The following is a 19403-nucleotide window of genomic DNA, read 5'->3' on the forward strand; positions in this document are numbered from 1 at the left end:
TCGGCACCGTTCAGGCGTCGACGCCGACGAGCTGCTCGACGGAGCGGAGGCCCTCCCGCTCAAGGTAGGCCAGAAGGCCGCGGAGGATGCGACCCGGTAACGCGGGGCCCTCGTAGACGAAGGCGGTGTAGAGCTGCACCAGGCTGGCCCCGGCGCGCAGCCGCTCGACCGCGTCCTCGGCCGAGCCGATCCCGCCCACCCCGATGATGGCTAGACGGTCACCGGCTCGCCGGTAGGCCTCGCGGGTCAGCTCGGTGGCGCGCGCCCGCAACGGGCGGCCGCTGATACCGCCGGGGAGATCCGGGGCCGGTCGACAGAGGAGCCGGCGATCGGTGCTGGTGTTGGCGATCACCAGCCCCTGCGCGCCACCCTCGAGCGCCGCCTCGATCACCTGCTCCAGCCCACCGAGGTCCAGATCCGGCGCGACCTTCACGAGCAGCGGCCGCGGGCGCAGCCCGCGCAGGCGCGCCAGGCGCCGGTTCTCGTCACCGAGCGCCTGGAGCAGCTCGACCAATGCCGCGCGCGCCTGTAACTCCCGCAGGCCGGGCGTGTTCGGCGAGCTGACGTTGACCACCAGGTAGTCTGCTACGTCCCAGAGCGCCGCCAGCACCGCGACGTAGTCCTCCGTGGCCCGCTCGAGGGGCGTCTCGCGGTTCTTGCCCAGGTTGACCCCGACCACGCCGGGAAAGCGCCGGCCGGCCAGTCGCGCCCGAACCGCGGCCATCCCGGCGCTGGGAAAGCCGAGCGCGTTCACCAGCGCGCGCTCCTCCGGCAGGCGCCAGAGCCGGGGCCGTGGGTTGCCCGGCTGCGGGCGCGGCGTCACCGTGCCCACCTCGACGAATCCGAACCCCAGCGCCAGCAGCGCGCCGACCGCCTCGGCGTCCTTGTCGAAGCCGGCTGCCAGCCCCAGCGGGTTCGGGAACCGGCGGCCCAGGCAGTCGACGGCCAGCCGGTCATCGACGGGCGGGTCACAGAGCTGGCGCAGCAGCCGGCAGCCGCCGGGCAGCCGGTCGAACGCCAACAGCCCGCGCAGCGCCAGCCGGTGCGCTCGCTCCGGGTCGAGCCGGGCGAGCCCTGGGTAGACCACGTGCTCGTACCAACCGGTCATCGAGCTGCTATCCTCACCGCTCTCCTAGCATCACGATGCCCGGCCTCGTGGCTCGCGCGCGAGCGACGACAGGCCGGCCGTGCTCCTTCTCTACCACAGCACCTTCACCCACCAGCGCGGATCCACGACCTCGACGAACGCGCGGCCACGGTACTCGAAGGTGTACTCGCTCCGGTTCCGGAGCCGGTCCTCCTCGATCCAGAACTCGATGAGCTGAACCGCCTGATCCAGCAGCCGCTCCTCGCTGAAGTCCTGCTCGTCGACCTGGGCGAGCAGCGGGTACATGAAGGCGAACGCTGCCAGGCCCTCCGCCCACGCCACCAGATACGAGGCGACCTTGCCCAGCATCACCGGCGTGAACTCGAAGCCGGGCTGGCGCAGGTAGATCTCGTGCCCGCGATAGGTGCGGACCAGGCGATGCGTCGGCAGCACGGCGCGTTCCGATCGATCGAGGTCACCCAGGGCGACCGCCCACACCGCATCCTAGTGTAGTCGCTCCAGCCCGGCCCGGTTGCCGAGCGCGCCACGCTCTTCCCCGCCCCGGCAATGAGGTATATCCTGGCGGGGGGATGCTCGGGAGTTCAGGGAGAGGAGTGACCGGAGTGAGCAGAGACAGCCGGCTGGCCGAGCTCGACCGCTATATCGAGGACAACCTGCAGGCGTTCCTGGACGATCTCGCCGCCCTCTGCGCGCTGCCGACCGTCTCGGCACAGGCGAGGGCGATCGACGAGACGGCGAGCGCCGTCCGAGACCTGCTCGAGAAGTACGGCATCCAGGCCGAGGTGCTCCCCACCAGTGGTTTCCCGGTCGTCTACGGCCGGGCCGAAGGGGCTAGCCCGCGCACCCTGCTCTGCTACAACCACTACGACGTGCAGCCGGCCGAGCCGTTCGAGCTCTGGGACTCCCCGCCCTTCGAGGCGACGCTGCGCGACGGCAAGCTGTACGCCCGCGGAGTCGCCGACGACAAGGGCCACATCGTCTGCCGGCTGGCCGCCATCGCCGCGCTCCGCGCCGTCTACGGCGAGCTACCCTGCTCCGTTATCTTCATGATCGAGGGCGAAGAGGAGATCGGCTCGGTCAGCCTGCCGGCCTTCATCGAAGCCAACGCCGACCGGTTCCAGGCCGATGCCTGCCTCTGGGAGTCGGGGCGCGTCGACTACGAGGGGCGCCCGCAGATGTACCTGGGGATGCGCGGCGATTTTTATGTCGAACTCCGGGCACGTTGCATGAGCCGGGACGCGCACTCCGGCCAGGGCGGCTCGATCTTCCCGAACGCCGCCTGGCGGCTGATCTGGGCGCTCGCCACGCTCAAGGGGCCGGACGAGCGCATCCGCATCCCGGGCTGGTACGACGACGTGCGCCCGCCCTCGCAGCGCGACTTGGAGCTGCTCGCGGCCGCGCCGGAGCAGGACGAGGAGCTCAAGCAGACCTACGGCATCCGCGAGTTCCTGCTGGGCGCGAGCGGGCTCGAGCTGAAGCGCCGGCAGATCTTCGAGCCGACGTGCACCATCTCCGGCATCGCCTCTGGCTACCAGGGGCCAGGCTCCAAGACCGTGCTGCCGGCCGAGGCGATGGCCAAGGTCGACTTCCGCTTGGTACCGGAGCAGCGGCCCGAGGACCTGCGAGTCAAGCTGCGCCGCCACCTCGAGGAGCAGGGCTTCGGCGACATCGAGATCATCGAGCACTGCGGCTACCCGGCGGCGCGCGTGGATCCCGACCACCCGTTCGTCCAGATGGTCGCCGAGGCCGGCCGCGAGGTGTACGGCAAGGAGCCGGTGATCCATCCGATGAGCGGCGGCTCGGGGCCGATGGATCCGTTCGTGCGGGTGCTGCGGGTGCCGATCGCCAACGCTGGGATCGGCTATCCCGATTCGCGGGCCCACGCGCCCAACGAGCACATCCGGCTGAGCGACTTCGTGGACGGGGTTAAGCACACGGCGAGAGTGATGCTCCGCCTGCCCGAGCTGTAGGCGCCGGAGCTCTTTCGGAATCGACCCGGTCGGACGCCGGGGATTCGATAGATCACCAGAACGCTGAACCAGACCTCTTGTCGGGGCGACCGGCCGGTCGCCCCGACCGCTCCCGGGATGCGAAGGGCGGCGCGAGAACGATCGAAGGGGCGGGGGCTTCAGGGCCACGCCCCTCGGGCACGTCGCGGCTTCTGGTGCTAGGCTTGGGGGCGGCAGCGAGAGCCGGCAGGAGGACACTGTGCGCTTGACCTACCAGCCGCGAGAGAACGCGCTGCGGCTCGTCCTCGGGCCCGAGCCGCGGCCGGCCGCTCGCACAGTCGAGGGGACCGGGATCCTCGACCTCGGTGAGCAGGGACGTCTGCTCGGACTCGAGATCAGCGCGCCTCCCGGCCTCGACCTTCGACAGGCCTTCTGTCCCTGGCAGGAGCGCACTGGCTTCCCCGAATGGCTGAGCCTCGGCACCGCGAGCGCCTACCTGCGGCTCGTCCCCGAACCGTTGGCCCAGGCAAGCCGGCAGGCCCGCTCGGTCTCCGTCCGGCTGGCAATGGAGCTGGACGAACAGGGCACGCTGCTGGCCGTCATTCTCCCTCGCCGCGGCGAGGGTTACGAGCTGAGCTCCCCCAGTGGCAGCACCTGATGGCTCCCCCAGCGGCCCGGTGGGCCCGGCGATTGGATCTGCGAAGACGAGCAGCAGTAGGAGCGCCCGAGTATCTACCCCGCGCTGAACGAACGCGCGGAGCGAGCGACCGTTGGGTTCGTCGCCAGCTCTGCATCGCCCGCTAGGTGATCAGCCTCGACCCGGCTAGTAGACGAAGGTGCGTACCCCGACCTCGTCCAGGTGCCGCAGCAGGTCGGCCGGGTCCTGGTAGACGCGATACGCCCCGGCCACCTCCAGCTCCGCCTGGCCGTAGCCGCCGGAGAGCAGCCCCACGCCCAGCGCCCGCGCCCGGCGCGCGGCGAGCATGTCCCAGATGGAGTCCCCGACCACGACCGCCTCGGTGATCGGCACCCCGAGGCGCTCGGCTGCAGCCAGGAACAGGTCCGGGTCCGGCTTGGCATGCCGCACCTGGTCACGCGTGACCACGGGTACGTCAGGCCTCACCTCGAGCAGCTCGAGGGTGAGGCGCGCGCTCTCCATCCGCCCGCTGGTGGCGATGGCCCAGGGTACGCCGATGTCGGTCAGGTAGGCCAGCAGCTCGCGGGCGCCGGGCAGCGGTCGCACCTGCCCCACCTGGCGGGCGTAGGCCTCGGCATGGACGCGCTGGATGCGCTCGACCTCCTCCGGGGTGACCGGCCGGCCGGTCTCCCGCAAGAGCGCGCTTAGGAAGAGACCGCCGCTCATCCCGATGCGCCGGTGGATACGCCATACCGCCAGCTCGATCCCCGCCGACTCCAGCGCCTCCCGCCAGGCGAGCACGTGCTGGTAGACCGAGTCGACCAGCGTGCCGTCGAGGTCGAACAGGAAGGCTGGCCCCATCCGCCCGGCATCGCTCGGGTCTCGCGTCGCCGGCCCCGGCGACTGGTCTCTCGTGGCCATCGCGTGGCCCCCTCTCTTCGAGCGCCTGACGACGCTCCTAGCCTAGCCGCGCCGTGGCACGCGAGCCAAGCCCGCTAGGTTGCCATCTCGTTGTGACGCTGGCCGGCTGCCAGTTCAGCAGGTGCGGCAAGCTAGCCGTTAACCGGCGGGCAATCGGGTTCTGCCTTGCTCATCCCCCGAAGAGCCAGGGGCGAGCACGGCGCGAGCGCTAGCCCTTCAGGCAGATGATCGGTCTCAGCCGGGCCACCCGGGCGACGATGCCGGCCTTGCACATCACGTCGACCACGTGATCCACGTCCTTGTAGGCACCCGGCGCCTCCTCGCTGATCGAGGCCTTGCCGTGGGCGCGGACGATGATGCCCTGCTCGCGCAGCCGGCGCACGATCTCGTCGGCCGGGTAGGCCTTCTTGGCGGCCCGGCGCGACTTCGCCCGCCCGGCGCCGTGCAGCGCCGTGCCGAACGTCTCCCGCATCCCCTGCTCGGTTCCCCGCAGGATGTAGCTGGCCGTACCCATCGTGCCGCCGACCAGCACCGGCTGCCCGACCTGCCGGTACCGCTCGGGCAGCTCCGGCCGGCCGGGCCCGAACGCGCGGGTCGAGCCCTTGCGGTGAACCAGCAGGCGCTTGCGCTCGCCGTCCACCTCGTGCACCTCGAACTTCACGGTGTTGTGCGCCACCTCGTAGAGCGTCTCGATGGCGGTGTCGGGCACCCGGAGCGCCTTCCAGAACGCCTCGCGCACGAGGTGGGCCAGCACCTGCCGGTTCGCGAAGGCGCAGTTAGCGCCGGCCATCACCGCCCGGTAGTACTGCCGGCCCTCGGGGCTGTCGATCGGCGCGCAGACCAGCTCGCGATCGGGCACCTCGATCCCGTACTTCTTCGTTGCCTTGTCGAGGAAGGGTAGGTAGTCGGTGCCGATCTGGTGGCCGAGTGCCCGGCTACCGGTATGGAGCATGATGACGATCTGCCCCAGCTCCAGCCCGTAGGCTTCGGCAGCCTCGGCATCGTAGATCTGGTCGACCACCTGCACCTCGACGTAGTGGTTGCCCGAGCCGAGCGTGCCGACCTGCGCGAGCTGCCGCTGCTTGGCCGTATTGCTGACGACCGACGGGTCGGCGTCAGGCAACCGGCCGGTCTCCTCGATGTAGGTCAGGTCGTCCTCCCGGCCGTAGCCGAGGCTGACGGCATAGTGCGCCCCCTCACGTAGCACCCGGTCGATCTCCTTGGTGTTGAGCTTGAGCTCGCCGGTACTGCCCAGCCCGGCCGGGATGACCTGGTACATCGTGTCGGCGAGCTGCTCTTCCTTCCCCTCCAGGTCCTTGCGGAAGAGCGTGGTTCGCAGGCAGCGCACGCCGCAGTTGATATCGAAACCCACGCCAGCGACGCTGATGACCCCCTCTTTCGGGTCGAAGGCCGCCACTCCGCCGATCGGGAAGCCGTAGCCGGGGTGGATGTCGGCCATCGCCATCGCCGCCTTCTGGATGCCCGGCAGCGTGGCCACGTTCTTGAGCTGCTCTAGCGCGTTCCACTCCTGGCTACTCTGCTCCGTCAGCTCGCGCAGCGCCCGCTCGTCGATGAAGAGACGGGCGGGCACGCGCATGCGCCCTTGAGGCGGGATCTCGAACAGATAGTCGTGGATCTTGCGTACCAGCGCTTTGACGCTCATAGCAGCATCCCTCCCTGGTCACGACGGACGCGTCTTCATCCTCAGCGCGCAGTGCTCTGGATCGCTACAGGTCGAGGACGCAGCGGAAGCGCCAGCCTTGACCGGTGTGCTCGGCCAAGAAGCCGCCGTACGTGGCCGCCTTGACCTCGATCTCGACCGCATGGCGGCCGAGGTCGATCGGCTCGCCGGCTAGCACGCCCTCGGCCACCCACTGCCCATCTTCTTGCTCGACGCGGATGAGCCGGAATTCCCGGAAGAACATGCCGTGCAGGTCGATCGCCGCCAGCACGGCGTTCAGCAGGGAGACGAAGAGAGCGCCGGGGTCGTCGGCGCTCGCCTGAACGGGGACCTCCTCCCGTGGCTCGACCGTCTCCACGTCGACGAGCAGGTGGAGCAGCCCGGTCACCCCGTCGCTGAGGGCTTCCTCTAACGTGGCACCGGTGGCCTCGAGTCCGATGTCGGCCTGGTGCTCGAGGTACTCGTACGGCACGGCTCCCCGCTCTCCCTCAGCCGCAGCACCGGCTGCGCCCCAGCGCGCCCGACGAACGATCATGACCAGATATCCAATTGTACCGCCAGTGCCGCGGATCCAGCGAAAGATCTAAGGGGAGAAAACGACGAGGCCCCGACGATCCTTGTTCGGTACTCTCTACTCGCCTTGCGGCTTTCGATTTCCCTCCCGCGAACCATCGGGACCTGCCAGCATAGTAGCATGCCCGTGCCCCGATGTCAATACCCCGAGCCTGCTGCTCGCACGGCGGTTCGGGCGGGCACACGTTCGCCACCGGCGCGGCGGCGCCCCCCGGACGAGTGGCTCCCCGGTTGAAGCAGCCCGAGCCCAGCCGCCGCCACGTGGGCGGGCCGGGACCCGCCCCGTCGGTGGAGCCAGCAGGGCGAGGGGGAGGCGGCAGGCTCAGGGAGCGACCGCGCCTGGCCGGCGACTGCTCCGCCGGCTCGGGCGCGGCTGGGACGGCCGGTGAGCGCCGGCCGGCTCTCGCGATCGAAGCGGCGCCCCGGCTCGCGCGGCGCGGGGCACAAAGCCAACTGCCCCGGCCGGGTATCCGGCCGGGGCAGGGTCAGCGCGCCGACGTGCGCTAGCGGAGGAGCTGCAGCACCGACTGCGGGATGGTGTTGGCCTGGGCCAGCACGGCGATGCCTGCCTGCTGCAGGATCTGGCCGCGCGTGAAGTTGACCATCTCGGCCGCCATGTCCACGTCGCGGATGCGGCTCTCCGAGGCCAGCAGGTTCTCGTGGGCCACGCCCAGGTTGGCGATCGTGTGCTCGAGCCGGTTCTGCGCCGCGCCGAGCGTCGAGCGCACTTCGTTGACCGCTACGATCGCGCCGTCGACCGCTGTGATCAGCGCCTGCGCGTTTCCCACGCTCTGGCTCGAGTCGAAGCTGTTAAGCGCGGTGTACAGATCTGAAAAACGCGTGTCAAGATCGGGGTCAGCAGACGCGATCTCAACCCACGCGAAGCTGACGGTCATCGAGTCGCCCTGGTTGGCCCCGACCTGGAAGTTCGCGGATCCACTGGTGCTTGCGGTCAGGATGCTGTCCGTCGCGGCCGTCGTCAGCGCAGTGCCGAGGTTATCGGCCGTGATGCCGCCTGTACTCGTGATCGTCAGGCTGACGCCGAGTTCGCCGAAGTTGAGGGTCTGGCTTCCACCGGCCGCGATCGCGTTCAGCACGATTGTCTGCGAGACGTTGTCACCGCTGCGAGTCAGGGTAAGTTGGTCGGTCGTCGCGTTGTAGGCGAACGTGTAGGTCCTGCCCGGTGCGGCCGCGGAGACATCGAGCGCGTAGACGTGAGCAGTATCGGTGCCACCAGTCAGCGTCGTGCCGACCTTGAGTTCGCTCGTGGCATCCACCTGAGTCACGAGCGAACCGGTAAGCAACTGCTTGCCGTTGAAGGTCGTCCGGCTCGAGATGGCATTGATCTCCGTCTGAAGTTGTTGCAGCTCGCGGTTGATCGCCTGGCGGTCCTCAGTAGACAGTGTGTCGTTAGAGGCTTGCACCGCCAGCTCGCGCATGCGCTGGAGCATCGAGTGGACTTCGTTCAGCGCGCCTTCGGCCGTCTGGATCATCGAGATGCCGTCCTGCGCGTTGCGCATTGCCTGAGCCAGGCCTCGCACCTGCGCGCGCAGCTTCTCGCTGATCGACAGCCCGGCCGCGTCGTCGGCCGCGCGGTTGATGCGCAGGCCGCTCGAGAGCTTCTCGATCGACTTGGCCAGCGCGAACCCGGTGATGCTGAGGTTCCGCTGGGCGTTGACCGCGTTGACGTTGTTGTAGATCCGCATCGATGGCCTCCTCTGCCAGTTTCTCGCCGGCACCTCCCTGCGCCGGCTTCATGCTGGATCAATCTCGCGACCGTGCGGCGTCGCTCCCGGTTGACCTTTGCGTGCCGCCTACCAGGCGGTCGTTCCTCCCTTCTGCAAAGGTGTATCGGCAAGGTGGCCGGAAACTTTACCCCCGAGGCTTCCGGGGCTCGATCCGTCTCGTGTCTCTGCTTACCTCCGCTCGTCCCGAACGCCGTCCTGCGCTGGCCTGGAGCCCCGCGCTCACGGGCCAAGGCCAACTCGCCAGGGCGAAGCACCTGGTCGAGTGGGCGTCGGGGCTGGGGGTTAAACGCCCGAAGAACGGGCCGTCCTGCGCGCATCTCCAGGAGACACGTTCTGCCAACTCCTGGCGGGTATCCGTACGTGCCGGCGCGCGCACGCATGACCTCCGGCGAGGTCGCGGCCGCACGGGGGAAATCTGCATCGGCACGAGCGAACTCGACGGGTAGGGTGGACGAAATCCGAAGGTCTAGAGGCATCTGCGAGTGGCGAGACGAATGGTCGCTCGCGCTCTAAGCGCCTCGGACAAGCACGTGGGTAGGCGGCCAGCGCCCGCCCCGGCCTCAGGCTGGCCGACCAGGCGTAGAGCTTACCCGCACCGTCACGTCGAGCTACTCGATCAGCCAGACGGCAGGCAAATCGATGTTTACGTACTGGCGATATCTGACTTCGGCATCGGTGTTGCCATTGTTCCGGAGCTGGTCGACGATGAGCTGGCCCTCGGCCCAGGTGCCGGAGGCGTTGCCGCTGAGTTCCAACGGAGCGTCCGGCAGGTAGACGATGCCCTGGATGAAGGCGCCGCTGTTGCCGACCATTCGAAACGTCGACGTGTTACCACGCTCCTGGAAGATGGTCAGGCCGGGCTGCATGCCGGGGTAAAGCGGCGTGGTCGAGCCCGCGAGACGGTATGACGTGTTGCCGACCACGTCCATCCGGGCCCCGTTTGCCAGGTAGAAGAGCACGTCCTGGCCGACGATCGTCTGGTTGCCAATCAGCCGGAACGTGCCACCGTCGAAGTAGTAGATGCCAGGGAAGAGCGTCGTATCGCTGTTGCCAGTCGTCGCGAAGTCACTGTTCTGCATGTAGAAGCTGATCTGGCCCGGAGACGTTCCGCTGAACTGAAGGTTTCCGGTATTCAGGAACGAGCTGTTGATGAAGAAGAAATTGTACTGTCCGGAGAGCAACCGCACGGAGGCATTGCCGGTGATGCTGAACGCTCCACCCCGGAACACGTAGGTGCCTGGGTGAAGCACGACAGTCGCGTTGCCCGAGACGGAGAAGCCGGAGTCGAACTGGTAGAAGCCCGAGTTCAGCGTGACCGTGCCGTTGCCAGAGTAACTGACGGCGCGCTCGAACCGGTAGGTGCCCGCCTGGAAGGTCAGATTGTCATTTCCTGAGCAGGTCACGTTTTGGCGGTAGCGGCCCGGCGAGAAGACCCATGGAGCCTGGTTGTCACACGGGTAGGGCGGGTTAACCACGGCTGGATTGACCTGAGCTGGCACAGTCGGACGTGGCGGTGCGGGCATGTTGCGCAACGGATCCTCCACCACCGGCATGCCGCCGTTTCGCCCCTGCGCCCCCTGGAACTGGCAGTTCCCCGTCTGGCTGAACCCAGGCACGAGGTGAGCGTCGACCGTGCTATCAGCATGGAGCGACCCGTTCCCCACGCAGCGCATCCCACCGTTCGACATCGCGCCCCCGCCGACGACGTGGATATCGACGTTACCGATCAGGTTGATCGCCGTAGGATTGTCCTCATCCAGGGCCAGCAGCGCGTAGTCGCCTGGCTCGGCTCCGACCTTGGCCACGGCCTGCGCGCTGGCGAGCCAATCACCGGTGTAGACGGCACCGAGGAAAAAGCGCTCCACGTCGGTCGTCAGTTCCACGCGCACGGTCTTGGCCGTGCGATCGATCCGGACGTCGCTCGCCGTAATCCGCACGCTGTCGGTGAGGTTGCGGTTAGCGTAGTCAGCGACGGCCGCTTGGATCTCCGGATCGCTTCGGCCCGCCATCAGCAGGCGGGCACCGGCCAGCGCGGCGGCGTCGGCGGCGTTCTGGGCCGTGCGGCGCGCGCCCAGCAAGTGCCCGACGTCCACAGCCATCGCCGTGAAGCCGAGCATGACCACCATCGTGATGGCCATCAAGACGAGCACTTGTCCTTCAAATCGGTGATGTCGTTCTCGAACCATGTCTCGCTCCTCGAAAACCACGCACAACTCGAAAGCAGGTCTCTCAGTAGTGAACGCGCATCGTGCTGCTGGCGCTCAGGTTCCACCCGGTAACCGGAAGCGCATAGCCGATCAGCGGCTCGAACGGATAGCTGACCTGAACGCGCACCCGCTCGTCGGGATCAGGTTTGCCGTTCGCATTGGCATCGTTGAGGATCTCGAGCGTCACCGTCAACGCATCGGGATCAGGCAGTGCTACGCGGTCGAGGATCGCCTGCTCGACCCGGGCGGTGGTCGCGAGCTGGCAGGGTGGGGCTGCCTCGCAGCGCGTGCCGTGGACGGCGGCCCACCGGGCGCCCTCGCGCGCCGCGTTGGTGACCTGGTGGTCGACGTAGAGGAGCCAGCCGAACTCGAGCGTCCCGAACAGGAATAGCAGGAAGACCGGGACGACCAGGGCGAACTCGACCAGGTTCTGCCCGCGCGCTCTGCGATGGTGAGTCAAGAAGCGGCTCCTCATCGCAGCACCATCATCGTGACCTCGCGCTCGATCGGGATCGAGGCGGGGATCGGCGGGAACTGGATGAACGGCTCGAAGTCGAGCCGCGCGGTCACCGTGACGTACCGGTAGGTCTGGGAATTCCTCGTCTCCGTCCCGGTACTGCTCTGGATGGTCGGGGTCATCCCGAAGATCGTCGTCCCTTCGCCGATCGCGGCGTTGCGGATCCCGGCCGAGTCGACGGCGGTCGCGGGAGAGATCGCGCCGTAGCGGGCGCCTTCGCGCGCCATGTTGCCGAGCTCGATGTAGGCGGTGAAGGCACGGCCCACGTCCGCGGTGATGGCGACGAGGAGCACCAGCAGCGGGAGAGCTAAGGCGAACTCGACCAGCGATTGCCCGGTCAGCCGCTGCACGGAGCGACGCATAGAAGGAAACATCCAAGCGCACATGTCACGTATTTCTTTTCCCAGATATATGTCGAGCACCCAGACAAGCGGACTAGACTGAGCACGTCGTGAACAAAGCACCGGCAATTCGCTTGCAGAATACCATATCCTGATGCATGGTCCCAGGTACTTTCGTACTATCGTGACGGACGCACGGGTACCCGGTCATGGCCATCCGGGCCAGGGCGAGACAGGAACCGCTTGGGCGCGGCGCCGATCACCTGGCCAGTCTCCTCGATGCCGGCGCGAGCTCTGCAGGCAGCACTAGAGCAGCGGGAAGAGCCAGGAGGAGTCCTCCAGCCGCTCGCGCTGACACCGGCTCGAGGGCTCAGCACCAGTGCGAGCGGCCGGTCGTCTCTCGAGGCGTTGAGCGCCCGGTTCTCAGCTCGGCTGCCCCTGCGACTCGATCTCCTGGGCGCTCAGTCGCAGGTGCACTTCTTCGCTGGTCACTGACGACACCCAGTCGATCGGGACTCGAATATCGTGATGGAGAAGCAGGCCAGCCCGCACGACGAAGGCGACGACCTCGCCGTCTTCGTTGGTCTCTACCTCCTCCACCCTGCCGAGCTTCTCCCCCTCGCGATCGAGGACATCGGTTCCGCGACCGATCAGCAGCGTATCCTCCGGCAGATTGGATCGCGCTTCGAGCGGGGTATCCGGCGCTACTGCCGGGCCGATGAGCGGGCCGCTGGCCGGGTCGAACTCCTGGTATGGCTGCTCGGAGCCTGATCGCCGGGTGGCGGCCGAGGTCCAGAGGATCGTCGCGCCGGTTGCGACGGGAACCCCGGGGAGGACATAGGGCAGTGAGCGAAGATCCTCTTCCGTCGGACGGACGAACTCCGCCTCCACGAACTCCGGCAGCCGCTCCACCTCTGCTGCCGTGATGGCTAATCGTACCGTGCCGTCGTCCTCCACGCGCTCGATCAGGTCGCGGTCGACGATCCGATCCCGGGTGAGCAGTACTCCCTGGTGGACGATGATCTGCTCGACCTCGCGCGTGTCGTAGTCGAGCGCGATCCGGTCGACCCGCCCGACGCGCTCACCGTCCTTGCTGACGACCGGCTTGCCCAGTTCGATCTGCATCTCGTCTTCCTCTCCGTGCGCACTCCCGGCTGAAATGGCCGGGCCACCCGCCACTGTTCAGGCAATGACCACGCTCTGGGAGTATGTGAGCTAGGAGACCGTGGTGCCTGTAGTATATCGTACTGTCAAGTTACGGCCACACCGGCCCTCGTATAATCGAGGACGGAGGTCGTCTGCAATGCTCGCCGAAGCGGAAATCCTCGAACGACTCCAGGAGCTCGGGCTGCGGGTCACCCAGCCCCGCCGGCTGATCGTCCGCTCTGTCCTGTCCCAGAACGGCCCGTTCTCAGCCGAGGAACTGCTCAGCCAGTTGCATCAGAGCACCTCCCCTCCCGGCCGGGCCACCGTCTTCCGCACGCTCGACCTCCTCGTCGAAATCGGCGTGCTCGACCGCGTCCACCACCCGTCCGGACTCCACCGCTATGTGCTCGCCGGTGTCGATCACCATCACCACGTAGTCTGTTCACAGTGCGGCGCCGTCGCGGACTTCAACGGCTGCAACGTCGAGGAGCTGATCGCCGCCGCAGTCTCCCAGACCGGATTCCAGATCAACGGCCACTGGCTCGAGCTCTTCGGCATCTGCGCGACCTGCCAGCAGGCATCTGCGCCAACGCGCTCGCCGGCCGGGCTTCCCTGAGCCTGGCTCGAACCTCCCGGCAGGGTCGCGGGCACTGACCCGGAAGATGGCCGCTGGCAGCAGCAGCCCCACGCGCTGCCCTTGACCGCGTTACTGAGACTCAGTATCATCTTTCCGGCGTGGCACGGAGCGAGCGCGAGGAGCAACGGATGTCGAACAACGGACAGTGTCAGACGGCACAGCGAAGGTGGAGGGCTGAGCGACTGGGATACCGGTGGCTCCTCGCGCTCATCGCCGCCGCATCGCTCGTGGCCTGCAACGGCAACGCGACCCCAGCGGCGCGGGAAACCAGCACGGCAACCGCGCCGGCGGCCGCGGGTCAGATCCGGGTCGTGGTCAGCCTCCCGGTCTTCGTCTCCCTCGCAGAGGCGGTCGGCGGCGACCGTGTGCAGGTGAGCTCGATCGTGCCAGCCGGTACCGATCCCCACACCTACCAGCCAACTCCCCGCGATGCGCAGGCGCTCGCCGACGCTAAGGTGATCTTCGTCAACGGGCTCGGGCTGGAGGAATGGCTCAGCGACCTGATCGCGTCGGCCAGCTCCGGAGCGCCGGTGGTCGAGCTTGCCGAAGGGCTCGAAACCGCCCAGGACGAACACGCCCACGAGCACCCCGAGGGTACCCCCACGACCGAGCAGAGCCATGAGCACGCTCATGGGACGCCGGAAGCCGACCATGGCCACGGCACACCAGAAGGCGAGCACGGCCACGAGCACGAGGGCGGTAACCCCCATCTCTGGCTCGACCCGGACTACGCGGTCGAGTACGTGCGCCGGATCGCGCAGAGCCTCGAGGAGATCGATCCGGACGGCGCGGCGACCTACCGGGCGAACGCCGAGCGCTACATCGCCGAGATCCAAGAGTTCGACGCCTGGGCCAAAGGGCAGGTGGAGCAGATCCCGCCCGAGCGCCGCAAACTGGTCACGTTCCACGATGCCTTCCCCTACTTCGCCGAGCACTACGGCCTGGAGATGGCGGGGGTGATCGTCCTCAGCCCGGGGCGGGAACCCTCGCCTCAGGAGCTCGCTCAACTGGTCGATCTGATCCAGCGCCATGGTGTGCCGGCCATCTTCACGGAGCCGCAGTTCAACCCGAAGCTGGCGGAGACCCTCGCGCGCGAGGCGGGCGTCGAAGTGCTGGAGCTGTATAGTGATACTCCGCCGGCCAGTGAGGACTACATCGGCATGATGCGGCGCAACATCGAGCATATCGTCGAGGGGCTGGGCTAGATGCAGGTACAAACGGAACTCCAGCCATCAGCGGTCACGACCAGCGAGCCGGTCATCGTGGTCGACCGGCTGACGACCGGCTACCACCGCCAGCCCGTGTTGGAGGAGATCAGCTTCGCGGTACCGCGCGGCGCGCTGGTGGGGGTGATCGGCCCCAACGGCGGCGGCAAGTCGACGCTATTCCGCGCGATTATCGGGCTGCTCAAGCCCTGGCGCGGCAACGTGCTCATCGGCGGCGTGCCCGCGCGGCCGAACCCGGACATGACCTACGTACCCCAGACAGACATGGTCGATTGGGTTTTCCCAGTGACCGTGTGGGACGTGGTGATGATGGGCCGGTATCCGCGACTGGGATTCCTACGCCGTCCAGGCGCGCGCGACCGCGAGCTCGTGGAGCACGCGCTCGAGCAGGTGCGCATGCAGGACTACCGCCACAAGCCGATCGGCGCGCTCTCCGGTGGGCAGCGGCAGCGCGTCTTCCTGGCCCGCGCACTGGCCCAGGAACCCAGTATCCTCCTGCTCGACGAGCCCGTCAGCGGCGTAGATGCTCCGACGCAGCATTTCATCTTCGAGCTCCTGGAGGAGCTCTGCTCCGAGGGACGCACGGCACTGGTGGCCTCGCACGACCTGAGCTGTGTCGCCCAGCGCTTTAGCCAGGTGCTTCTCCTCAACCGTCGGATGATCGGATTCGGCTCGCCGGAGCGCATCTTCACCCAAGAACTGCTGAACCGCACCTTCGATTCCCACTTGCTGCTCCTACGCTACGGCGACCGGGTGATCGTGGTCGAGACTCCGGAGAATGGCTCACATGCTCATTGATCTCCTACTCGAGCCTCTACGCTACGGGTTCCTGCTGCGCGGGCTGGTGGCCGCGATGTTGATCGGCATCATCTGCGCGGTCATCGGCACCTACGTCGTCCTGAAGGGATTCGCGTTCATCGGGGACGCCCTGGCCCACATCGCCTTCACTGGCATCGTCGTCGCTTTTCTGGCCGGCGTCGTGTTCTACCTCGGCGCGCTGGTGGCAGCGATAGCGGCCGGGCTGGGAATCGGCCTGATCCAGCGACGGGTCGGCCTGAGCAGCGATACCGCCATCGGCATCCTCTTCAGCGGGGTCTTTGCCCTCGGCATCGTGCTGATGAGCCTGGGTATCAAGACCTACACGGTTGACCTCTTCAGCTATGTCTTCGGCGACATCCTCTCGGTACGCCCGAGCGATCTGCTGGTGATCGTGGGGCTGGGGGGTCTGATTCTTCTGCTCATCGGGCTACTCTACAAGGAATTCCTGTTCGTCAGCTTCGATCCGCTGGTGGCCGAGGCCACCGGCTTGCCGGGAGGAAAGCTCCAGCTCCTCCTCCTGACGCTGCTCTCGGTCACTGTCGTCGTATCGGTGCAGGCTGTCGGGGTCGTCTTGGTCGTCGCCATGCTGGTCACGCCGAGCGCGGCGGCCTACCTGCTGACCGACCGCTTTCACCGGATGATGCTGCTCGGCGCAGCGTTCGGGGCGCTGTCGGCACTGATCGGCTTCTATCTGAGTTACTACCTGAATGTGCCGTCCGGCGCCACGATCGTGCTGGTCGCCAGCGCGCTCTTCGCGCTAGTGGCCTTGCTGTCACCGCGGCGGGCCGACCTTCGACTGCTGGTTCGCGGGTGAGCGATCCGCCGCGCTCTGGAGAGCCAGTGAAGACCGATAGGTAGCGGTATCCGTAGTTCAGGAGGGACTCGTCCGATGAAGGTGGCATATGTCTTCGCGACGCCCCGAGCTGCCAGCTACAAGCTCGGCCAGATGATCCTGCCGCAGCTCGAGGCAGGAACGCACGGCGCCGAGGTGGTCGGGATGTTCTTCTTCGACGACAACGTCTTCGTGCTGCGCCGCGGCGATCCCATCGGCGAGCGGCTGGCGAAGGTGGCCGCGGAGAAGAACATCCTGCTGATGATGTGCGACATGTGCGCTCTGGAGCGCGGTCTGGCCGAGGGCGAACCGGTCTGGTGCGACCCGGCGACCGGCCAGGGCCGCCAGGAGCCGGCCACCTGCCGGCCGGCCAGCACGGTGGAGGGAGTGCGCGTGGGTTGCTTCCCCGACCTCTACGCTGCCCTAGCCACGAACCCGCCCGACCAGGTCATCACCCTCTGAACTCGTTGGCCGCGTCCCCGCCTATTCCGCACTAGCGGGTAGAGGACTGCGACCGGCAGAGGCTGGCACGCTGGGCCGAGCCCGACGTCGTCCACCGGGCACTCGCCGGTGACCGGATGCGCGACGGCGAAGCGGGTTGGGGCCCTGCCGACCGCGACGTCCCAAGCATGCCTGTCCAGGAGGCTGACCAGTTGGTCGCCCGGACGTCTGGTGTTTGGCTGTGATCGTATCGAGGATCGACCGCTCTACCGCGCGGTACTCGCCGGTGACGGCATCACTCGCCGCGTACCCCCGTCGGGCGCCTCTGGAAACCTGTACAGCGAGAACACCGTGCCGGCGAGGAGAACCGTGCTGAAGCGCCCTATGCCGGCTCGACCGCCTCGCCGAACGGGGTCAGCAGGCCGATACCGTGCTCACGCGCGGTCGTGTCGGCTTCCTGGTAGAACATCAGCCCGAACGCGTACGGCTTGATCGGTTCGCGCACGCCCGCTCTCCGGAGGCGAGCTCGAAACTCGGCCTGGCGAAACTTTCGCGCCCACTCGCGGACGCCCGACTGGCGCAGCCGAGCCTTCGCCTCGACGAGGAACCAGACATCTTACCCGCTTGGATCGCGCGCTGGCACGGCCGCATCGATCTCGCCGTCGACGGTGAGGCTCAGCGGGTGGCTGAGGATCTCGAAGTCCTTCCCTCGCAGGGCGTCAATGAGCGCTAGCGTCGCGTCCATCTCGAGGCTCGCTTCGAAGAACGCGCGCAGCGCGTCTAGCTCGCTCTGACAATCCACAGGCGGAAACCCTCATCAAGCCGCATGGCGCTCCCCACTACGAAGGAAGCCTATCGTTTAGCTGGCTGCGGCATCGCCGGAGCGCGTCGCACAGGTCTGGAACTATCCGGGGAGAGCCGTGCCTGCCACCCCCGTCTGGCGACCACGCCAGACGATCAAGTGAGATCGTCGCGAAGCTGGATAACCGCGCAGGCGCGCGATTCGGCTACGTGCCCGCCGCGGCGGGGACGCGAGCGCTCCAGCCGAGGGCGACGTTGACCACGAACGCGAGCGCCAGCAGCACGATCCCTAGCGCGATCGCGAGCGCGAAGTTACCACGACCGGTCTCCAGCACGATAGCCGTGGTCAGGATCCTAGTCTGCCCGGCGATGTTGCCGCCTACCATCAGCGAGGCGCCGACCTCCGAGATGGCCCGCCCGAAGGCAGCCGCGACGGCAAGCAGCACTTGGGGGAGCGCAGCACGAACCAGCTCCCACCCCAGCGCCAGCCGACCGGCGCCATCGACCCGCAGGGCGGCCAGCAGGTCGGGCTCCAGCAGGCCGAGCGCAGCCCGCGTGAAGCCCGCGGCGATCGGCGTAGCGACGAGGAACTGCGCCAGGACCATGGCCGCAGGGGTATAGAGCAGTCCCAGCGCCCCAAAGGGCCCAGTGCGCCACAGGAAGAGCGTGACCACGAGCCCCACGAGCACTGGCGGCAGGCCCATCCCGGTACTCACCACCACCTGGAGCAGCGCGCGCCCGGGGAACCGGCCGACGGCGAGCGCGATCCCTGCCGGGATACCAGCGGCCGCCGCCAGCGCGGTCGCAGTGAGCGACACCATGAGGGAGCGCGAGACGAGCTGCTGTAGCTCGGGATCAGCACGGAGAATCAGGCGAATCGCCTCGATCAGCCCATCCCACAGGAGATCCATGGCGCCCGCTAGCGGCCGAGCTGCTCTTCGGTCTTGCCCGCGTCGGGGACGAAGAGCGGCTGGCCGAACTGCTCGCGACCGAACTCGGCGATCACCTGCTGGACCTCCGGCGAGAGCAGGAACTGGGCGAATGCCCGGCCCCCCTCGGCGTTGATCTGCCCCTCTGGGAACCGCGCCGGGTTGACCGTGATCACATGGTAGAGGTTCAGCAACAGGGGATCGCCCTCGACCAGGACATCGAGGTCGACCCGATCCCGGTATGCGAGGAACGTGCCTCGATCTGAAAGGGTGTAGGCCCGCTTCTGGTCGGCCAGCGTGAGCGTGGCGCCCATGCCCTGGCCAGAGGTGACGTACCAGGCTGCCCCCTTCGGGCTCAGGCCGGCCTCTCGCCAGAGCCGCTTCTCGAGCTGGTCGGTGCCCGAGCCGTCGTCTCGGCTGACCCAGGTGACCTCCGCGGCCGCGATCTTCCGCAGCGCGTCCAGGGCGGAGCTCAGCCCGCGTATCCCAGCGGGGTCATCGGGCGGGCCGACGACGACGAAGTCGTTGTGCATCACGAGCAGTCGCTCGACCCCGTAGCCCCGGGCCATGAACTCGCGCTCGGCTTCCGGCGCGTGCACCAGCACCACGTCGGCCTCACCGCGCTCGGCCATCGCCAGCGCCGCGCCGGTGCCCACCGCGACCGGCTTGACGCGGTAGCCGGTTCGCTGCTCGAACAGCGGTAGCAGCACGTCCAGAAGCCCGCTGTCCTGCACGCTGGTCGTCGTCGCCAGGATAACGACCTCACGCCCCTCCTCCCCGCGCGAGCGAACCACGAAGAGGGCGCTGGCCGCGAGGGCGCCCATGATTACGACTATGCCCAGGGACATGAGCATGCGTCTCATCTGACCGTTACTCTCGGCCTCATCCCT

21 protein-coding genes are annotated in these 19403 nt (G+C 67.7%); 7 read left to right on the plus strand and 14 right to left on the minus strand.

Going from position 1 to position 19403, the window contains the following annotated elements; all coding sequences use genetic code 11:
- Nucleotides 1-10: 10 nt before the first annotated feature.
- Nucleotides 11-1108: a quinone-dependent dihydroorotate dehydrogenase gene (locus NET02_RS10605; RefSeq protein ID WP_284057385.1), complete on the minus strand. Its 1098-nt coding sequence runs from the start codon at nt 1106-1108 to the stop codon at nt 11-13.
- A 90-nt stretch (nt 1109-1198) separates the two neighbouring features.
- Nucleotides 1199-1585: a hypothetical protein gene (locus NET02_RS10610; protein WP_284057386.1), complete on the minus strand. Its 387-nt coding sequence runs from the start codon at nt 1583-1585 to the stop codon at nt 1199-1201.
- Between the two features lie 125 nt (nt 1586-1710).
- Here NET02_RS10610 and NET02_RS10615 point away from each other — a divergent pair, with 125 nt between their 5' ends.
- Nucleotides 1711-3078: a M20/M25/M40 family metallo-hydrolase gene (locus NET02_RS10615; protein ID WP_284057387.1), complete on the plus strand. Its 1368-nt coding sequence runs from the start codon at nt 1711-1713 to the stop codon at nt 3076-3078.
- Nucleotides 3079-3316: 238 nt separating this feature from the next.
- Nucleotides 3317-3715 (plus strand): DUF2283 domain-containing protein, encoded by a 399-nt coding sequence (locus tag NET02_RS10620; RefSeq protein ID WP_284057388.1) that lies wholly within the window; start codon nt 3317-3319, stop codon nt 3713-3715.
- Between the two features lie 165 nt (nt 3716-3880).
- Here NET02_RS10620 and NET02_RS10625 read toward each other — a convergent pair whose 3' ends face one another.
- The 8 genes from NET02_RS10625 to NET02_RS10660 all read right to left on the minus strand — a co-directional run bounded on the left by NET02_RS10625 (nt 3881) and on the right by NET02_RS10660 (nt 12807).
- Entirely contained in the window at nt 3881-4555 is a 675-nt protein-coding gene (locus NET02_RS10625) for an HAD family hydrolase (protein ID WP_347711035.1), read from the minus strand.
- Between the two features lie 268 nt (nt 4556-4823).
- Entirely contained in the window at nt 4824-6278 is a 1455-nt protein-coding gene (locus NET02_RS10630) for an RtcB family protein (protein WP_284057390.1), read from the minus strand.
- A gap of 64 nt (nt 6279-6342) precedes the next feature.
- Nucleotides 6343-6831 carry an archease gene (locus tag NET02_RS10635; RefSeq protein WP_284057391.1) on the minus strand — a complete coding sequence of 163 codons (489 nt, stop codon included), beginning with the start codon at nt 6829-6831 and terminating at the stop codon, nt 6343-6345.
- A gap of 541 nt (nt 6832-7372) precedes the next feature.
- Complete coding sequence (locus NET02_RS10640; RefSeq protein WP_284057392.1) at nt 7373-8575, minus strand: flagellin N-terminal helical domain-containing protein; 1203 nt, start codon at nt 8573-8575, stop codon at nt 7373-7375.
- A gap of 650 nt (nt 8576-9225) precedes the next feature.
- Nucleotides 9226-10803, minus strand: coding sequence for a pilus assembly protein TadG-related protein (locus NET02_RS10645; RefSeq protein ID WP_284057393.1), 1578 nt, complete (start codon nt 10801-10803; stop codon nt 9226-9228).
- A gap of 43 nt (nt 10804-10846) precedes the next feature.
- Nucleotides 10847-11284, minus strand: a complete 438-nt coding sequence (locus NET02_RS10650; protein WP_284057394.1) for a TadE/TadG family type IV pilus assembly protein — start codon at nt 11282-11284, stop codon at nt 10847-10849.
- Between the two features lie 11 nt (nt 11285-11295).
- Nucleotides 11296-11703, minus strand: coding sequence for a TadE/TadG family type IV pilus assembly protein (locus NET02_RS10655; RefSeq protein WP_284057395.1), 408 nt, complete (start codon nt 11701-11703; stop codon nt 11296-11298).
- A 402-nt stretch (nt 11704-12105) separates the two neighbouring features.
- Entirely contained in the window at nt 12106-12807 is a 702-nt protein-coding gene (locus NET02_RS10660; RefSeq protein WP_284057396.1) for a PRC-barrel domain-containing protein, read from the minus strand.
- 178 nt (nt 12808-12985) lie between these two features.
- On the opposite strand from NET02_RS10660, the gene NET02_RS10665 reads away from it, so the two are divergent.
- The 5 genes from NET02_RS10665 (at nt 12986) to NET02_RS10685 (ending at nt 16804) form a co-directional block, all read left to right on the plus strand.
- Nucleotides 12986-13444, plus strand: coding sequence for a Fur family transcriptional regulator (locus NET02_RS10665; RefSeq protein WP_284057397.1), 459 nt, complete (start codon nt 12986-12988; stop codon nt 13442-13444).
- 149 nt (nt 13445-13593) lie between these two features.
- A complete protein-coding gene (locus tag NET02_RS10670) occupies nt 13594-14670 on the plus strand; it encodes a metal ABC transporter substrate-binding protein (RefSeq protein ID WP_284057398.1) in 1077 nt (358 codons plus the stop codon).
- Entirely contained in the window at nt 14671-15489 is an 819-nt protein-coding gene (locus NET02_RS10675; protein ID WP_284057399.1) for a metal ABC transporter ATP-binding protein, read from the plus strand.
- Nucleotides 15479-16324: a metal ABC transporter permease gene (locus NET02_RS10680; protein ID WP_284057400.1), complete on the plus strand. Its 846-nt coding sequence runs from the start codon at nt 15479-15481 to the stop codon at nt 16322-16324. The genes NET02_RS10675 and NET02_RS10680 overlap by 11 nt, the downstream gene beginning before the upstream one ends.
- Nucleotides 16325-16399: 75 nt before the next feature.
- The gene (locus NET02_RS10685) at nt 16400-16804 is read left to right on the plus strand and encodes a SaoD/DsrE family protein (protein WP_284057401.1); all 405 of its coding nucleotides are present in this window, start codon (nt 16400-16402) and stop codon (nt 16802-16804) included.
- A gap of 361 nt (nt 16805-17165) precedes the next feature.
- Here the strand turns inward: NET02_RS10685 and NET02_RS10690 are convergent, their stop codons facing one another.
- The 4 genes from NET02_RS10690 to NET02_RS10705 form a co-directional block, all read right to left on the minus strand.
- A complete protein-coding gene (locus tag NET02_RS10690; RefSeq protein WP_284057402.1) occupies nt 17166-17288 on the minus strand; it encodes a hypothetical protein in 123 nt (40 codons plus the stop codon).
- Nucleotides 17289-17399: 111 nt separating this feature from the next.
- Nucleotides 17400-17528 (minus strand): hypothetical protein, encoded by a 129-nt coding sequence (locus tag NET02_RS10695; protein WP_284057403.1) that lies wholly within the window; start codon nt 17526-17528, stop codon nt 17400-17402.
- Between the two features lie 262 nt (nt 17529-17790).
- Nucleotides 17791-18495 carry an ABC transporter permease gene (locus NET02_RS10700; protein WP_284057404.1) on the minus strand — a complete coding sequence of 235 codons (705 nt, stop codon included), beginning with the start codon at nt 18493-18495 and terminating at the stop codon, nt 17791-17793.
- A gap of 8 nt (nt 18496-18503) precedes the next feature.
- Nucleotides 18504-19376, minus strand: coding sequence for an ABC transporter substrate-binding protein (locus tag NET02_RS10705; RefSeq protein WP_284057405.1), 873 nt, complete (start codon nt 19374-19376; stop codon nt 18504-18506).
- Between the last annotated feature and the right edge of the window lie 27 nt (nt 19377-19403).

The sequence above is a fragment of the Thermalbibacter longus genome, assembly GCF_023806485.1.
Taxonomy (GTDB): domain Bacteria; phylum Chloroflexota; class Chloroflexia; order Thermomicrobiales; family Thermomicrobiaceae; genus Thermalbibacter; species Thermalbibacter longus.

Coding starts and splice junctions, on each gene's coding strand:
- NET02_RS10605 (WP_284057385.1), bottom strand. CDS start 1,108: ATGACCGGTTGGTACGAGCACGTGGTCTACCCAGGGCTCGCCCGGCTC.
- NET02_RS10625 (WP_347711035.1), bottom strand. CDS start 4,555: ATGGGGCCAGCCTTCCTGTTCGACCTCGACGGCACGCTGGTCGACTCG.
- NET02_RS10630 (WP_284057390.1), bottom strand. CDS start 6,278: ATGAGCGTCAAAGCGCTGGTACGCAAGATCCACGACTATCTGTTCGAG.
- NET02_RS10635 (WP_284057391.1), bottom strand. CDS start 6,831: ATGATCGTTCGTCGGGCGCGCTGGGGCGCAGCCGGTGCTGCGGCTGAG.
- NET02_RS10640 (WP_284057392.1), bottom strand. CDS start 8,575: ATGCGGATCTACAACAACGTCAACGCGGTCAACGCCCAGCGGAACCTC.
- NET02_RS10645 (WP_284057393.1), bottom strand. CDS start 10,803: ATGGTTCGAGAACGACATCACCGATTTGAAGGACAAGTGCTCGTCTTG.
- NET02_RS10655 (WP_284057395.1), bottom strand. CDS start 11,703: ATGCGTCGCTCCGTGCAGCGGCTGACCGGGCAATCGCTGGTCGAGTTC.
- NET02_RS10660 (WP_284057396.1), bottom strand. CDS start 12,807: ATGCAGATCGAACTGGGCAAGCCGGTCGTCAGCAAGGACGGTGAGCGC.
- NET02_RS10665 (WP_284057397.1), top strand. CDS start 12,986: ATGCTCGCCGAAGCGGAAATCCTCGAACGACTCCAGGAGCTCGGGCTG.
- NET02_RS10670 (WP_284057398.1), top strand. CDS start 13,594: ATGTCGAACAACGGACAGTGTCAGACGGCACAGCGAAGGTGGAGGGCT.
- NET02_RS10675 (WP_284057399.1), top strand. CDS start 14,671: ATGCAGGTACAAACGGAACTCCAGCCATCAGCGGTCACGACCAGCGAG.
- NET02_RS10680 (WP_284057400.1), top strand. CDS start 15,479: ATGCTCATTGATCTCCTACTCGAGCCTCTACGCTACGGGTTCCTGCTG.
- NET02_RS10685 (WP_284057401.1), top strand. CDS start 16,400: ATGAAGGTGGCATATGTCTTCGCGACGCCCCGAGCTGCCAGCTACAAG.
- NET02_RS10695 (WP_284057403.1), bottom strand. CDS start 17,528: ATGGACGCGACGCTAGCGCTCATTGACGCCCTGCGAGGGAAGGACTTC.
- NET02_RS10700 (WP_284057404.1), bottom strand. CDS start 18,495: ATGGATCTCCTGTGGGATGGGCTGATCGAGGCGATTCGCCTGATTCTC.
- NET02_RS10705 (WP_284057405.1), bottom strand. CDS start 19,376: ATGAGACGCATGCTCATGTCCCTGGGCATAGTCGTAATCATGGGCGCC.